Annotated in this window: 9 protein-coding genes and 2 pseudogenes; 5 read left to right on the top strand and 6 right to left on the bottom strand. The window is 70.8% G+C overall.

The genetic code is table 11. From position 1 onward, the window contains the following. Positions 1-78: 78 nt before the first annotated feature. The 3 genes and pseudogenes from ACMXN5_RS30630 to ACMXN5_RS30620 form a co-directional block, all read left to right on the top strand. Positions 79-1584, top strand: a complete 1506-nt coding sequence (locus ACMXN5_RS30630; RefSeq protein ID WP_439678155.1) for an aldehyde dehydrogenase family protein — start codon at positions 79-81, stop codon at positions 1582-1584. Continuing rightward, entirely contained in the window at positions 1581-2759 is a 1179-nt protein-coding gene (locus tag ACMXN5_RS30625) for a CaiB/BaiF CoA transferase family protein (RefSeq protein WP_439678154.1), read from the top strand. Before ACMXN5_RS30630 ends, ACMXN5_RS30625 begins: the two co-directional genes overlap by 4 nt. A 46-nt stretch (positions 2760-2805) precedes the next feature. Continuing rightward, positions 2806-3980, top strand: a pseudogene (locus tag ACMXN5_RS30620) (acyl-CoA dehydrogenase family protein); the annotation flags it as partial. Positions 3981-4086: 106 nt separating this feature from the next. Here the strand turns inward: ACMXN5_RS30620 and ACMXN5_RS30615 are convergent. From ACMXN5_RS30615 to ACMXN5_RS30605, 3 genes are all read right to left on the bottom strand, one after another. Further along, on the bottom strand, positions 4087-5823 hold the full coding sequence (locus ACMXN5_RS30615) for an amidase (protein WP_439678153.1): 1737 nt from the start codon (positions 5821-5823) through the stop codon (positions 4087-4089). A gap of 132 nt (positions 5824-5955) precedes the next feature. After that, positions 5956-6981, bottom strand: coding sequence for an agmatine deiminase family protein (locus ACMXN5_RS30610; RefSeq protein ID WP_439678152.1), 1026 nt, complete (start codon positions 6979-6981; stop codon positions 5956-5958). A gap of 84 nt (positions 6982-7065) precedes the next feature. Next, entirely contained in the window at positions 7066-8553 is a 1488-nt protein-coding gene (locus ACMXN5_RS30605) for a purine-cytosine permease family protein (protein WP_439678151.1), read from the bottom strand. 273 nt (positions 8554-8826) lie between these two features. On the opposite strand from ACMXN5_RS30605, the gene ACMXN5_RS30600 reads away from it, so the two are divergent. Further along, positions 8827-9483, top strand: a complete 657-nt coding sequence (locus tag ACMXN5_RS30600) for a TetR/AcrR family transcriptional regulator (RefSeq protein ID WP_439678150.1) — start codon at positions 8827-8829, stop codon at positions 9481-9483. A gap of 440 nt (positions 9484-9923) precedes the next feature. On the opposite strand, the gene ACMXN5_RS30595 is transcribed toward ACMXN5_RS30600, so the two are convergent. Both ACMXN5_RS30595 and ACMXN5_RS30590 read right to left on the bottom strand, forming a co-directional pair. Then, the gene (locus ACMXN5_RS30595; RefSeq protein ID WP_439678149.1) at positions 9924-10319 is read right to left on the bottom strand and encodes a hypothetical protein; all 396 of its coding nucleotides are present in this window, start codon (positions 10317-10319) and stop codon (positions 9924-9926) included. Positions 10320-10639: 320 nt separating this feature from the next. Next, positions 10640-10795: pseudogene (locus ACMXN5_RS30590) on the bottom strand (IS630 family transposase); the annotation flags it as partial. 292 nt (positions 10796-11087) lie between these two features. On the opposite strand from ACMXN5_RS30590, the gene ACMXN5_RS30585 reads away from it, so the two are divergent. Next, positions 11088-12128 carry an agmatine deiminase family protein gene (locus ACMXN5_RS30585; RefSeq protein WP_439678148.1) on the top strand — a complete coding sequence of 347 codons (1041 nt, stop codon included), beginning with the start codon at positions 11088-11090 and terminating at the stop codon, positions 12126-12128. 1253 nt (positions 12129-13381) lie between these two features. On the opposite strand, the gene ACMXN5_RS30580 is transcribed toward ACMXN5_RS30585, so the two are convergent. Continuing rightward, positions 13382-14527 (bottom strand): methyltransferase domain-containing protein, encoded by a 1146-nt coding sequence (locus ACMXN5_RS30580; protein WP_439678147.1) that lies wholly within the window; start codon positions 14525-14527, stop codon positions 13382-13384. Positions 14528-15243: the final 716 nt, after the last annotated feature.

Raw genomic sequence — 15243 nt, 5'->3', positions numbered from 1 at the left:
GCCGCCGCCTGCGGCGCGCCCACAATGTCGGCCTCACCCACCGGCGTGCCCCTGCGGCACGCGTCGAAAGGCAGGCCGATGCCGCACCTCTGGGACCGCTCCGCAGCGCCCGACGGGTCTCGCCCGGTGCGGGAGCTGCGCCATCTGGTGGCCGGCCGCTGGCGTACCGGGGACGGCGCCGAACTTGTCGACCGCAACCCGGCGCGCCCCGCCGAGATCGTGGCCGTCGGCGGCCTGGCCGGGCCGCGCGACCTGGACCGGGCGGTCGCGGCGGCGCGGGACGCGTTCCCCCGTTGGGCGGCGACCCCGCATCATGCGCGCGCCCGGATCTTGGCCCGGGCCGCGGACGTCGTCGACGCGCGGGCCGAGCAGTGGGGCGGGGAACTCGCCTGGGAGGAGGGGAAGATCCGCGCCGAGGCGGTGGGTGAGGTGCGCCGGGCGGCGGAGATCCTCCGCTACTGCGCGGGCGAGGCCGCCCGGCCGGTCGGCGAGGTCTTCGCGTCGCCGCGGCCCGGCGAGCAGATCCAGGTGGTCCACCGGCCGGTGGGCGTGGTCGCCGTCGTGACGCCGTTCAACTTCCCCGTCGCCATCCCGGCGTGGAAGATCGCACCCGCGCTCGGCTACGGCAACACCGTGGTGTGGAAGCCCGCGAGTACGGTGCCGCTGCTGGCGATGCGACTCGCGGAAGCGCTCGTCGAGGCGGGCTTGCCCGACGGTGTGCTGTCGCTGCTGATCGGCGACGGTGGTCTCGGTGGGCGGCTCGTGGCGCACCCCGGGATCGACGCCGTCACCTTCACCGGGTCGACGTCGGTGGGGCGCAGGCTGATCGCCGCCTGCGGTGCGCTCGCCCGGCCGATCCAGACCGAGATGGGCGGCAAGAACGCCGCCGCCGTGCTGGCCGACGCCGATCTGGACCTGGCCGCACGCGAAGTGCTGGCGGGCACGTTGGCCTCGACCGGGCAGAAGTGCACCGCCACGTCCCGGCTCGTCGTGGCCGAGTCGGTCGCCGACGTGTTCCTGGAGGCGATCGTGCAGCGGGCGTCGGCGCTGCGGGTCGGCGATCCTCTCCAGGCCGGCGTGCAGATGGGGCCGGTCGCCTCGACGCAGGCGCGGGACGGGATCCAGGCCGCGGTGGACGCCGCCGCCGGGCGTCCCGGCGTGCACGTCCTCGCCGGCCGTCAGCCGTACCGGGACGCTCGTGCCGAGGGCGCGTTCCTGCCGCCCACCGTGGTCGAGCTGTCCGGCGACGACCCGCTGTGGCGCGACGAACTGTTCGGTCCCGTGCTGGCCGTGCACCGGGCCCGGAACGACGACGAGGCACTGGATCTCGTCAACGGCAGCGTGTTCGGGCTGTCCGCGGCCGTGTTCACCGACGACCTGCGGGCCGTGGGGGACGCGATGGAGCGGTTGGACGTCGGCGTGCTGCACGTCAAATCCGAGACCGCGGGCGCCGACCCGCACGTGCCGTTCGGCGGGGCCAGGCAAAGCGGCTACGGTCCGAAGGAACAAGGGCGCGCCGCACGGGAGTTCTTCACCACCACCAAGACGGTGTACGTGCGCAGCTCGCGGGCGGCGGCCCAGTGACCGCCGACTTCCCGCTCCCGCTGTCCGGGATCCTGGTCGCGGATTTCGGCCGCGTGCTGGCCGCGCCGTACGCCACCATGCTCCTGGCCGACCTGGCCGACCTGGCCGACCTGGCCGACCTGGGCGCGGACGTGGTCAAGGTCGAGCACCCGGTCGGCGGCGACGACACGCGCGCCTGGCGTCCACCGCACGTCGACGGCGAGTCCACGTACTTCCTCTCCGTGAACCGCAACAAGCGCTCCTTCGCCGTCGACCTGGCCGACGACGAAGGGCGCCGCCAGGCGGTGGAGCTGGACCGCCGGGCGGACGTGCTGTTCGAGAACTTCCGGCCCGGCACCATGGCCAAGTACGGGTGGTCGTACGAGGATGCGCGGGCGGTCAACCCGCGGCTCGTCTACTGCTCGGTCACCGGCTTCGGCGCGGACAAAGGCGCCGCCCTGCCCGGCAACGACCTGCTGGTGCAGGCCGTCGGCGGGCTGATGAGCGTGACCGGCCCGGAACCGGGGGCACCGGTGAAGACCGGCGTTGCCCTGGTGGACGTCGTCACCGGCCTGCACGCCGCCATCGGCGTCCTCGCCGCGCTGCGCCACCGCGACGCCGCCGGCGAGGGGCAGCACGTCGAGGTCGACCTGCTGTCGTGCCTGCTGTCCGGCATGGTCAACCAGGCGGGCGGGTACACCCTCGCGGGCGCGGTCCCGGGGATCCTGGGCAACCGGCACCCCTCCATCGCCCCGTACGAGGTGTTCCCCACCGCCGACCGGCCGATGGTGGTCGCGGTCGGCAACGACCGGCAGTTCGCCGCCCTGTGCCCGGGCGTCGCGCTGCCCGGGCTCGCCACCGACCCCCGGTTCGCGACGAACGCCGACCGGGTCGCCCACGTCGACGAACTGGCCGAGCTGCTCACCCGGCGTCTGGTGCACCGTACCGCCGCCGAATGGTTCGACCTTCTCACCCCGGCGGGCGTGCCCTGCGGACCCGTGAACGACATCGCGGAGGCCTTCGCCCTGGCCGAAGGGCTGGGCCTCGGTCCGCGCGCCACGATCGTCGACGGCGGACCGCCGCTGGACCTGGTCGCCAATCCCATCGGCCTGTCCCGTACACCGGCGCGCTACGAGCGGCGCCCGCCGCAGCTCGGCGAGCACACCGACGCGATCCGGGACTGGCTGGGCACGTGAGCCGGATGTCCCGACCACCCTTCCCCCACCGCTACTGGAGCACACGATGAACGGCGCCAAGGCCCTCACCGACCCCCTCGACCTGCTGGACATCGACGGCGTCCTCACCGACGAGGAACGCGAAATCCAGACCACCGTCGCGAAGTTCCTCGCTTCACGGGTCCGCCCGTACATCGGCGAGTGGTTCGAGAACGCGCACTTCGCCCGCGAACTCGCGCCCGAACTCGGAAGGCTCGGCGTCCTCGGCATGCATCTGGACGGCTACGGCTGCGCCGGGGTCAACGCGGTCGCGTACGGCCTGGCCTGCCTCGAACTGGAGGCCGTCGACTCGGGCTTCCGCAGCTTCGTGTCGGTGCAGGGCTCGCTGTCGATGTTCTCCATCTGGAAGTGGGGCTCGGAGAAACAGAAGCAGGAGTGGCTGCCGCGGCTCGCGGCCGGCGAGGCGATCGGCTGCTTCGGCCTGACCGAGCCGGACTTCGGCAGCGACGCGTCCGGGATGCGCACGCGGGCGGTCCGCGACGGCGGGGACTGGATCCTGAACGGCGCCAAGATGTGGATCACCAACGGCGGCATCGCCGACGTCGCCACCGTGTGGGCGCAGACCGAGGAAGGCGTCCGCGGTTTCCTCGTGCCGCGCGGAACCCCGGGCTTCACGACCCGCGACATCAAGCACAAGACGTCGCTGCGCGCGTCCGTGACGTCCGAGCTGTACTTCGACGACGTTCGGCTGCCGGATTCGGCTCGCCTGCCCGAGGCGACCAGCCTGCGCGGCCCGCTGTCCTGCCGCAACGAGGCGCGCTTCGGCATCCTGTTCGGCGCGGTCGGCGCGGCACGCGACTCCCTGCAGACCGCCATCCAGTACGCCGACACCCGCGTCCAGTTCGGCAAGCCGATCGGCGCCTTCCAGCTCACCCAGAAGAAGCTCGCCGACATGGCCGTGTCCGTGGGCACGTCCCGCTGCTCGCCCTGCACCTGGGGTGCCTCAAGGAGCACGGCCGGATCCGCCCCGAACAGGTCAGCGTCGGCAAGCTCAACAACGTACGGGAGGCCATTGCGATCGCCCGCGAATGCCGCACCGTTCTGGGAGCCAACGGGATCTCCCTGGAGTACTCGCCGCTGCGGCACGCCAGCAACCTCGAATCGGTCCTGACCTACGAGGGAACCAGCGAGATCCACACTCTCGCCATCGGCCAGGCCCTCACCGGCCACGCCGCCTACCGCGGACCCGGATCACCCCCTGATCCCCGGTTCCGGGCGCACACACCAGCCGGCCCGTGCGCCCGGAACCGGACCTCGAAGCCCGCTCCGGGCACACAGGGGCGTCGGGTCAGCTCACCGCCAGCCTCGGGGTGCGCGACGGCTCGGTGCGCCGGTCGCCAGTGGCCTCGAAGGCGGCGGCCAGGCCGAGCAGGGCGTTGTCGTCGTAGGCCCGCCCCGCGAACGTCAGACCGACCGGCATGCCGATGTCGGCCATGGTGCCCATGGGCACCGTGACGGTGGGGATGCCGAGGTGCCGGGGGACGAGGTTGCCGTTGGCGACCCAGACGCCGTTGCGCCAGCCGAGGTCGGCGGACTCCTCGCGCACGTCCATGTCGGCCGGGCCGACGTCCGCGACCGTGGGGAACACCACCGCGTCCAGGGCGAGTGCGTCCATCCACTGTTCGAGGTCGACCCGGCGGGTCTCCTCCAGGCCGTAGAGCCCGTCTTCGATGTGGGGGATCTCGGTGAACGCCCCGTACGGATGGTCGCGCACCAGCTTCGGGTACTGGCCGACCACGTCCTCCAGGCCCGCGTAGCGGTCCGGTAGTTCACCGCTCCGGTCGGGCCAGATCCGCGCGGCGTCCACGTCGGCCAACGCAGGCAACGAGGGGTCTCCGTTGGCCCGCAGGAAGTCGTCCCACGCCCAGGCCGAGAGGTCGAGGATCTCGCGGGTGAGGAACTCGGGGCTCACCAGTCCACGCGTCGGCAGCGATGGGGCGCCGGGTCGGTCGGACTCGTAGTTCGACACGATGGGGAAGTCGACCTCGACGACCTCGGCGCCTGCGGCCTCCAGGTCGCGGCGAGCGGCGTCCCACAGGGCGATCACCGAGGGCCGCGTGTCGATCCGCTGCCCGGTCTGGCCGCCGATGCCGCCGTCGGGATTGGTCCCGGCGTCGGGGTCGGCGTTGATGTACATGCGCGGTACGCCGACCCTCTTGCCGACGAGTGCGGCGCCGGCCTCTGCGGCGTCTGCGGGAGCCAGCGCCGGGTAGGAGACGGGGCGCACCTCGGAAGGCCTGGGCAGCGCGATCCACGGCTGGCACCGCCACAGGTCGCCGCGCGTGTCGGGGTCGTCGACGACGATCACGTCGAGCAGTTCGAGCAGGTCGGCCATGGTGCGGGTGTGCGGGACCACGACGTCCATGGTCGGCACGAGCGGCCAGTTGCCGCGCACCGAGATCACCCCGCGGCTGGGCGTGTACGCGCACAGCGCGTTGTTGGAGGCGGGCGCCCGGCCCGAGGACCAGGTCTCCTCGCCCAGGCCGAACGCGGCGAACGACGCCGCCGTCGCGGTGCCCGACCCGTTGGAGGAGCCGGAACCGTAGGCGCTGGTCAGCCAGTCGGCGCTGTAAGGGCTCTCGGCGCGGCCGTACACGCCGCGCTGCATGCCGCCGTTGGCCATCGGCGGCATGTTGGTCAGGCCGATCAGCACCGCGCCCGCCGCCCGTAGCCGCTCGATGGCGAAGGCGTCGCGCTGCGCGACCAGGTGCTCGAATGCCGGCGAACCGGCAGCTGCGGTCAGGCCATTGGCGAGGTAGCTGTCCTTGGCGGTGTACGGGATGCCGTCGAGCGGGCCGAGCGTCTCGCCGCAGGCGCGGCGGGCGTCCGAGGCCTCCGCGTCGCCGCGCGCGTCCGGGTTCATCACGACCATCGCGTTGAGCGCGGTCAACGTGCCGGGCCGGTCGTACGCCTCGATCCGCGCCAGGTAGGCCTCAAGGAGCCCCACCGCGGTGGCCTCGCCTTTCTCCAGCGCGGCGCGAAGGTCGGCGATGCTCGCTTCCACCACGTCGAAGGTGTCAGTCATGTGTGTCTCCAGGATGGCTTGATCGGATGATGCCGGGCGGCGTCGGGAGGAGCGTGGGTGCCGGGGCGGCAACGCGAAGCGTCCCCGCCCGGTGGGCGGGGACGCGACGTGCGGACGTTTCCCGGAGCCGGGTCAGGCCGGCACGGACGGCTGCTGCTGGGTGATGCAGTGGATGCCGCCGCCGCGCGTGAAGATGGGCACCGCGTCGATGGTGACGATCCGACGGCCCGGGTAGGCGGCTGCGAGGATGTCCCGTGCTTCGGCGTCGGCCGCCTCGTCGCGGAAGCCGCAGGCGAGGACGCCGCCGTTCACGACGAGGTGGTTGACGTAGCTGTAGTCGACGAAGCCGACCTCGTCCGTCAGGACGGACGGAGCGGGCAAGTCGATGATGTTCCAGCTCCGGCCCTTCGCGTCGTGCGTGCCGGCCAGGAACTCCTTGATCATCCTGGTGATTTCGCAGTCGGGGTGCGCGGGGTCGCGCTGCTGGTGCACGAGCAGCGTGCCGGGCGACGGGATCGTGGCCAGGATGTCGACGTGGCCGCGTGTGCCGGTGTTGCTGTAGTCGCGTTCGAGCCCGCGCGGCAGCCAGATGACGTGCGTGGCGCCGATCGTGCGCGCGAGTTCGGCTTCGACGCGTGCCTTGTCGGCGAAGGGGTTGCGGTGCGGGTCGAGTTGGACGGTCTCGGTGACCAGGACGGTGCCTTCGCCGTCGACGTGGATGCCGCCGCCTTCGTTGACCAGCACGGACGAGATCACGGGGACGTCGGCTTGGGCCGCGACGAAGCGGGCGATCTCGGCGTCCTTGGCCCAGGTGGCTCCGGCGGCCGTGCCCCAGGCGTTGAACGTCCAGTCCACTGCCGCCAGTCCGTCCTCGCCGAGGACGAACGTGGGGCCGAAGTCGCGCATCCAGAAGTCGTCGAGCGGGGCCTCGACCACGTCGACCTCGGACGACAGCAGCCGAGCCGCGTGTGCGCGCGCGGACGGGTCGACGACCATCGTCACGGGTTCGAACTCGGCTGCCGTGTTGGCGACTTCGGCCCATGCGCGGCGCGCTTCCTCAGCCGAGTCGGGATCGTCGCCCAGGGTGTAGCCCTCGACCGGGAAGGCCATCCAGACGCGGTCCTGCGGATCGGTCTCCGCGGGCATGATCCAGTTCATGGCTGTTCTCTCGTCTCTGTCGTCTTGCGGGTTGGAGCGGTCGGGCCAGGCCGCACAGGCAGCGCCCCGGGCCCGGCCGGCACGTCACACCACGGTGCGGTCGGCCGGTGCGGGCCGCGCCGGTGCGGGGTTTCGGGAGAAGCCGCCGTACAGGCGCTTCACGAGCACGGCATACAGGGCGGAGGCGACGGCGGGGCCGACGATCAACGAGGTGTCCGCCCCCCCGAGCCACTCCGCCACCGGCCCGGTGAACTCGGTGGAGTTGATGCACAAGGCCGCGGACACCGTCCCGGCCAGCAGGGCGACGGCCCCGGCGATGTTGACGCCGCCGTGGTACCAGAACGTGCCGCCCGGTGAGGCGTCGTGGAGCGCGATGCCGTCGTACGCGTTGCGGCGGGCCAGGATGTCGACGACGTAGATCGCCATGGTTGGCCCCAGGACGGCGACGGTCAGTTGGAGGATGCTGCTCAGCGTGTCGGTGAAGTCGGCGATGAAGAGCGCGTAGCACGCCAGCGCGACGCCCAACGCTCCGTCGATGAACACGCTGAGCGAACGCCGGATCGGGAAGCCGATGGCCTGGAGCGCCAGTCCCGAGCTGTACATGGTCAGGATGTTGTTGGTCATCGAGCCCAGGACGACGACGACCAGGAAGACCGGGTAGAACCAGCCCGGCACGACGTTCCTGAGCGAGGACTGCGGGTCGGTCATGTCGACGACGGTGCCGGCGAGCGCGCCGATGACGCCCAGGAGTACGGAGGGGACGAATCCGCCGAGTGCGGTGAACGCCGCGACGCGCGTCTTGGAACTGTCGGCGGGCAGGTAGCGCGCGTAGTCGGCGCTGATACCCCACGCGACGGGATTCGCGGCGACGATCGCGACGCCGGACAGGAAAGCCGCCCAGAACGCGGTGCCGGTCGGGGCGGTCGCCGGGTCCACGGTGTAGTGGAAGTCCGCCTTGGCCACGACGAAGCCGCCCAGCACGACCATCACGACCGCGAGGACGGCGGTGAAGTACCCACTGAGCTTCACGATGGTTGCGTGGCCGTACACGCTGACAGTGAGCGTGATCGCCGAGATGGCCACCACGATGAGGATCTCCGTCGGCCTGTTGTCGGAGATCCCGCCCAAGTCGATCAGTGCGAACGCGGCGAGCGCGCCGAGCGACAGGTTGACCGCCTCGTACGCGATGTACGCGGGCCAGCTCGCGAGCGCGACGTAGCCGCGGTTGCCGCGGACTCCGAACATCGCCCTGGTGATGATGCTGCTCGGCGTCCCGGACGCGGGTCCGCTGATCGCGAGGATGCCGACGGGAATCCAGAACAGGTTGCCGAGCAGGACCGCGGCCAGCGCCTGCCACATGCCGAGGCCCAGCAGCGTGAGCATGCCGCCGACCAGGAGTGACAGGTAGGTGGTGTTCGAGCCAGCCCAGACCTTGAAGAGCTCCCGGGGGTCGCCGTGCCGTTCGCCCTCGGGGATCCGGTCGATCCCTCGCGCCTCGACCTGGCCGAAACGATCGTGGGTCGAACCGGTCGGCGTGGCTGCGGGATCCGGTGCGCCGTGCGCGATTGCCATGTGCCGTCTCCTCAGGAAAGGACGCCGGGACTGGTGGCGGCGCAGTCCTGGCCGTTCGAGTGGTGCCGCTGGTGGTGGGGCGCCGGCGGCTCCCCGGTCGGGGCAGGTCCCGGGAATCGCCCCGCACGGTGCGACGACTCCGGACTCGATCAACAATCTAGATAAGTAATCTAGATTCCGGGAATCTAGGATGGCGTCATGCCGACGTCAAGGGCTGGGGTCGAACAACCGCAATACCCGTCTCAGCAGCACACACGGAGGGGAGAGCCGGGGATGAGTCCGACGGAACACGCCAACCGGCTCCCCGCGCGTACCGCGGTGGACCGGAAGCGTCAGCCCAGCGGCGACGACGCGCGCGAGCGGGCCATGCGGGCCGCGATGGCTGCCATCGCCGAGAAAGGCGCCGCCAAGGTACGCATGTCCGACATCGCCGAGCGGGCGGGCATGAGCACCGGGCACATCCTGTACCACTTCGGCAAGAAGGACCGCCTGCTGCTCGAGGTCCTGGTGTGGAGCGAGGCCGACCTCGGAGGCATGTTCGTCCGCGAAGCCGGGCTGGCCCCGTCGCCAGCCGAGAAGCTGGCGAAGTTCGTCGAGGTCTACCTTCCGGACCACGAAGGCGACGAGCGCTGGGCCCTGTGGACCCAGGTACTGTCACAGCGCCACGACGACGAAGGCAAGCAACTCCTCGCCGAGCTGACCGCCGTCTGGGCGAAGCACCTCGACGCCATCGTCACCGAGGGCCGGGCCCTCGGCCGCTTCGCCGCCGTCGACACCCCCGAATTCGTCGTCCGCACCATGGCCATGCTCGACGGCCTCGCCATCGACACCATGTTCGGCCACCCGCGCTGGAAGACCGCCTCCGCGCAGTCCTTCGCCCTGACCGCGATCACCCGCGAACTCCGCCCCACACCCCTTGAGCACCCCTGAAGGCACCGAGAACCTCATCCGCCCAGGTCAAGCTGCATGGTGATGCTCGTGGACGCCCCGCGTGCCGCCTGCCGCCACGTTTGCCGAACGCAGGGGCACAACGGGGTCGCGGGCCTTGCATGTGGTGACGGTTGAACGCGGACACCGCACCACGCGCAAGGGCGACGTCCAGCCCCACCGGGCCCGGTACCGCCCGACGCAGCGGCAGGCACTGGCCTTGCCCACTCTGTGCCCAGTTCCACGAAGAGATGTACTACGCGGACTCCCAGCCCTCGCGGAGACGGGGTACCCGGCCACCCACCGATGCCTTCGGTGGGGCCCGGACGCCCGATCGCGCCCGCGGCGGTGATCCGCGACGGGAAGTAACCGAACTGGACATCGTCGCTTCACGGCCCGTCAGCGCTTGGGCATGTTCTCCCCGCACCGGCCCGAGCCATGTGTTACACGTCTCGTTCTTTCTCCTCGAGCAGAACCACCTGTCCGGTCAGGTGTGCCGAGGCAGGGCGCGGACGATTCCGCCAGGGTGAGCGGCCTCGCCACGCAGCTGCCGATTCTCCAGCTCCAAGACGTTGACGACGCGGATCAAGGCCACGTTGTCCGCGCGCAGCTGCCGCAGTTCCTCTTGGTCGGCTTGGGCCGTCGCGCTTGAAGATCTCGGCCATGACGTACGTTCCGCGCCGCACGAAGAAGAAGTCCACCAGGTTGATGGCCGTCCACGGGGTGAACAGGTAGGCGAGGAAGACCAGGGCGTTGCCGTAGAACTCGTTGAACCGGTCGGCGCCGACGGCCTGGGCGATCACGAAGACCGCCACCGCCATGGCCGCGATGGCGGCCACCCGCAGCCTCGGGTCGCGGCGACCGGTCGAAACGAGTCCATGATCGAGATGATGCCGAGGGATCCGCCGTACTGGTTGATCGCCATGATGGCGAGCAGTGCGAGGAAGAGCAGCAGCACGATCGCCCATCCCAGCCCGGGCGCGAGCGAGTCGCCGGCGGCCTTGAACGCCGTGACCGGGTCGCTCTGTTCGGGCTCGACGGCGGCGACGGCCGAACCGAGGACGAACACCCAGACCGCCGAGACGGCGCTCGGCAGGTAGGTCCACCAGAAGGTGGCGCGGACCCCGACGTTCGCGGGAAGGTAGTGTCGTGCGCCGGAAATCTTAGCGATATATTTCGCTAGGGAATTGAGGATCTCGTCGGCGGTCTTCGTCCAGACGAAAGGTCTGGGGTACTCGTTCCAGGTCTGGATCCACGTGCGGATGTCGGCTTCGAGGGCCTGGACGGATCTGTGGGTGCCGCGGCGAATGACTTTCGGCCGTCGCGTACTGGGCGCTGTGCCGCAACCTCGACCTCGCGCACGAACGTGAACTCGCCGCCGCCGAGGGAGCGACCACGCGGCTCTGAGCATCGCGGTGCCGCCGCTCGGCCGCCGTGAACGCACATCGATGTAGTGACTGAATTTTCAGTCAGGTAATCTGCGATGACGCGGGCCGGAGCCCGGATCCGGGCCGACCGGTTGCGCGTACGTGTGTGGCGGGGACCCGCCGGGTACGGCACCCGTTCTCGGGCGCGCCCACATCGCCTCGCACGACTTGGAGACCCTCGTGACCCACAGCAGCGGTGACCGTTCCACCGACGCCCGGGTGCCGGCCGACGAGGCGCCGCACGCGCGAACGTGGATGTCGTGGCCGTGGCGCCGAGGCGTGTGGGGCCTGCGGCTGGGCAAGGTCCAGGACGACATCGCGCTGATCGCCCGGACGATCGCCGAGTTCGAGCCGGTGGTCATGTGCGCCCCGGACGACTACACGGCGAAGCGGGCACGCTCGCGGTGCGGCTCCGGCGTGGAGGTGACCACGGACATCCCCACGGATGACCTGTGGATGCGCGACATCGCTCCGGTGTTCCGTCCCGACCGGCACGGCGGCCTGGATGCGGTGGTGCTCAACTTCAACGGCTGGGGCGACAAACAAGTCCACGACGACGACGCTTTCGTCGCCGAACGCCTCGCCGTGCGCCAGGGACTGCGGTACTCCCATGCCGCCTTCGTCGGCGAGGGCGGCGCGGTGGAGACCGACGGCGACGGCACTGTCATGGCCACCGAGAGCAGCCTGGTCAACAAGAACCGCAACCGCGGCATGCACCGCGACGAGATCGAGTCCGCCGTGCTGGACGCGTACGGCGCGGAGAAGATGATCTGGCTCCCGGGGATCAAGGGCAAGGACATCACGGACGACCACGTCGACGTCACCTCCCGGTTCGTCCGGCCCGGCGTCATCATGGTCCAGTTGCCACCGCCCGACCGCAACGACGCGTGGGCGCGGGACGCCCGCGAACAGTTCGCGATCCTGTCCGCCGCCACCGATGCCCGCGGGCGCCGCCTCCAAGTCGTCCCCGTACACGGTCCCGACACCGTGCGCTCGCGCAGCTCCTCGTTCGTCGACTCCTACCTCAACTTCCACGTCGTCAACGGTGGCGTCATTACCGCCGAGTTCGGCGACCACGCCAAGGACGCCGCCGCGAAGGAAGCGCTGGCCGCGGTATTTCCCGGCCGCGAAGTGGTCCAGATCGACGTCGACCGCCTGATGGCCGGAGGCGGCGGCATCCACTGCTCGACCATGCACGAGCCACTGCCCGCCACGCCGTAGCCGGGGAGTGTTCCCCAGTTGAGCAGTGCGGTCTCGCCGCCCTCCACCTTCGCGCCGCGACGATCCGGGTCGACACTCAGCCAAAGCACCCGCTGATCACAGGCGCGCTCCGGCCGGCTCCGGTCGCGACGTGCAGGGCACCCTGGTGCGGGTCGAGACCGCGGGCGGTGGTGGGCTTGCCCACGCGGACGAGCCTGCCGGGTCCCTGGAACGCATCGGTGCGAAGGCGGAAGGTGTCCGGATCGGCGCAGCCGACGGTGCGCGGTCGCTAGGGGGCCGAGGAGTTGTCGTCGTTGCGGGGTGGCAGGGCGAGGTGGAGTTTGGGCGACGGCCGGACGCTCTGTCTCGTAGTCGGTGTGTGTCGCCGTCCAGGAGGCCATGACGAGAACCGCCTGCGACGGCGTACGCGACATGGGCGAGCCGTCGTCGAGGGAGGGGGTTGTTCGTTGTGCGGGGCGGAGGGTGTCGATGATGTCCGGGCGGCCCGCGCGTTGCCTGAGGACGGTGGCGATCCAGCGGGTGATGTCCGGGCCGGCTTGGTCGGCCCAGGCTCGGATCACGTCCCGGAAGGCCGCCTCGCGGCGGCGGGCGCCGCGTTGCGACCCGGCGGCCAGGATCGCTTCGCCCGCTCCCGAGAAGGCTTCGCACGACTTCGTCACGGGGACGTCGTCCGCGTGGGCGGCGTAGCGTACGAAACGCAGCTCCAGCATGGCGTGGCGCAGAAGTGTGGCGGCGGCGTGCGCGTCGGGGTCCAGGTCTGCCCCCGGCGGCCGAGGTGGATTCGATATCGCGAGACACCCCTTGGGAAACGCGGCATGTGCGACCGCACTCGTCCCCTCGGGAACATTGCCGGAAGCCGATCCCATCGACACAGACCACCACCTGTTGCGGGGCGGCCCCTTCACGCGCCCCTGATCAGCAGCATCCGCTCGTCGGCCGACTCCGACCGGGTGATCGACGTGAACTCCCCCGAATTGGGCAACAGGGTCATCGAAGGCTGGTACAACATCCGCAGGCTGCACAGCAGCCTCGGCTACCGCACACCCGTCGAATACGAAGCCGCACTCGCAGCCTGACCACCACAACGAAGGTGTCCGTCAAAGCGGAGCAAGCTCACCCGACGACACGCGGTCCGTGGAGACCATCCTGCGCAACATCCTCGAACGCCTGTGATGACGATGTGGGCAGGTTCGGTGACTCGCCCGAGTCAGGCCTGGCGACAGCCGAGGTACATGACCCTCACGCCCCGGTGCTCACCGTGCCGTGCCGTGGGGACGTACGTTGTGTACCGCCGGGGCGAGCGGGTGGTTGCGGTCGCGGTACCACGCGAGTTGCTCGACGGTCGACGTGTCGGCGGCTGGGGTGATGGTGGCGGTGAGGCCGAAGTCGTGCACGGTGGGGCGTCCTTGCCCCACCCACCAGCGCCACGCCGCCTCGACCTCGTCCCACAGGCGCCTCGGTCCACTCTGCAGAACACGGGGAGTGTACCCGGCGGCGAACCCGATGGCGGCGACGGAATGCCCCGAGCCGGTGTCGGAGCCATGCAGCCACAAGGTCCCGCCGGCGTGTCCGTCCGGGACGGGTTGGGCGAGGCAGTCGGGGACGTGCAGCCCCAGGACGAAGCCGACGGGGTCGAACGGCCCGGCGACCACGTCGTCCCAGCCGAGTGAGGTCGTGGACGCGGCGGCGGCCTCGGCCCAGTCGTCCGGGAGCGTCGTGGTGCCGTAGTGGCGGCGGTCGGGGCGTTGGCGGCGGAGTTTCATGAACGCGGTGGCCATCGTGAACGGCCCGCACGCGGCGCGCCCGTCGTCGTCGACGACCAGGCGCAGGGCGCAGTCCCCGGTGGTGTAGTCGGTGCCCCAGGGCATGACGATCACCGCGCCCGGCTTCGCCTGCTCGATCCACGCCGCGGGGATGCGACGGACACCGGCGGTGACCTGGACCCGGTCGTAGGGGCCCGCGTCGGGGTGTCCGAGGGTTCCGTCGCCGGCGAGGACCCGGACGGCGTCGCCGTACCCGGCCCGCGCCAGATTCGCCCGGGCCTGCTCCGCGAGTTCGGGGTCGATCTCGACGGAGACGACGTCGCACCCGCGCGCGGCCAACAGCGCGGCGCTGTACCCGGTCCCGGTCCCGATCTCCAACACCCGCATACCGGGGGCGGCGTCGAGGTCGAAGAGCATCTCGGCGACGGTCGAGGGCGCCGACGCCGACGACATCGCCAACCGCCCCGCACCGTCGCCCGCGTGCGGGCCGTCGTCCCACTGGGTCACCAACGCCCGATCCGAATACACCGCCACCCGCCACGCGTCCGGATCACGGCGGCGGTCGACGACGATCTCGCCGTCCTCGGGCCAGATGCGATCGGGGACGAAATCCTCCCGCGCGACGCACTCGAACACCGGCCGCCACCCGTCCGGTAACACGGCCTTGTTCGCCAGCAGGGTAGCCAGGGAAACGGATCCGACCACGGTCACGGCTTGCGCCGCTGACCGGGCCCGGGAGGTGTGCTGCCGTCCTTGGACGGGTCACCCGGAGTCGGATTGGGATCCGGCTGCGGAGGTTGAATCGGGGCGGGCGGACCGCCACGATCACCGGGCATCGCGAACCACCTTCCGCGCGGCTACTGAACGCACCCTAGAAACCCCGGAACGTGAGCGTCAAGACGCTGCATGAATCCGTCGGTGGTGGCGGGCATGTTCGACGTCCTCGACGTCGAACCCCGCCACCGCGTCCTGGGGTTGTGTACCGGAGTGCGACACGAGGTCGCACATTGCAAGTAGACGCGATAGGGAGGATGGCTATCTGAGGTAGCCGATATCGCAGTCTCAGATCGCGGAGGCCCGCCCGAGCGCGCGGCTGGTAGGCCGTCCGCTCCTCGTGCTCGTCCTGGTCGAGTTCGGGTACCGGCGGGTCTTCGGACAGGGCGGGTGGGGGTTCCCGTATGCGGGGTGTGGCGGTCATGTACAGGCGCCGCCTGGCGGTGTGAGTGTGGGTTGTGGCGGCGGTGGTTGGCCGGACCCTTCGTGGTACCTCAGCGGGCCCGGTGAGGATCAATGTCGGTCGGGCGGAGGTCCGTTGTCTGCGTTCCGGGCCTGGGGGCGTTGGCGTGCGTATG

It is taken from the genome of Embleya australiensis (assembly GCF_051903075.1).
Classification (GTDB): Bacteria; Actinomycetota; Actinomycetes; order Streptomycetales; family Streptomycetaceae; genus Embleya.
The sequence above is the reverse complement of the archived record's forward strand: the minus strand, read 5'-3'. Positions and strand labels throughout refer to the sequence as shown.

Excerpts from the sequence above, each read along its gene's own strand:
- ACMXN5_RS30630 (WP_439678155.1), top strand. The coding sequence starts at position 79 with ATGCCGCACCTCTGGGACCGCTCCGCAGCGCCCGACGGGTCTCGCCCG.
- ACMXN5_RS30615 (WP_439678153.1), bottom strand. The coding sequence starts at position 5,823 with ATGACTGACACCTTCGACGTGGTGGAAGCGAGCATCGCCGACCTTCGC.
- ACMXN5_RS30610 (WP_439678152.1), bottom strand. The coding sequence starts at position 6,981 with ATGAACTGGATCATGCCCGCGGAGACCGATCCGCAGGACCGCGTCTGG.
- ACMXN5_RS30605 (WP_439678151.1), bottom strand. The coding sequence starts at position 8,553 with ATGGCAATCGCGCACGGCGCACCGGATCCCGCAGCCACGCCGACCGGT.
- ACMXN5_RS30600 (WP_439678150.1), top strand. The coding sequence starts at position 8,827 with ATGAGTCCGACGGAACACGCCAACCGGCTCCCCGCGCGTACCGCGGTG.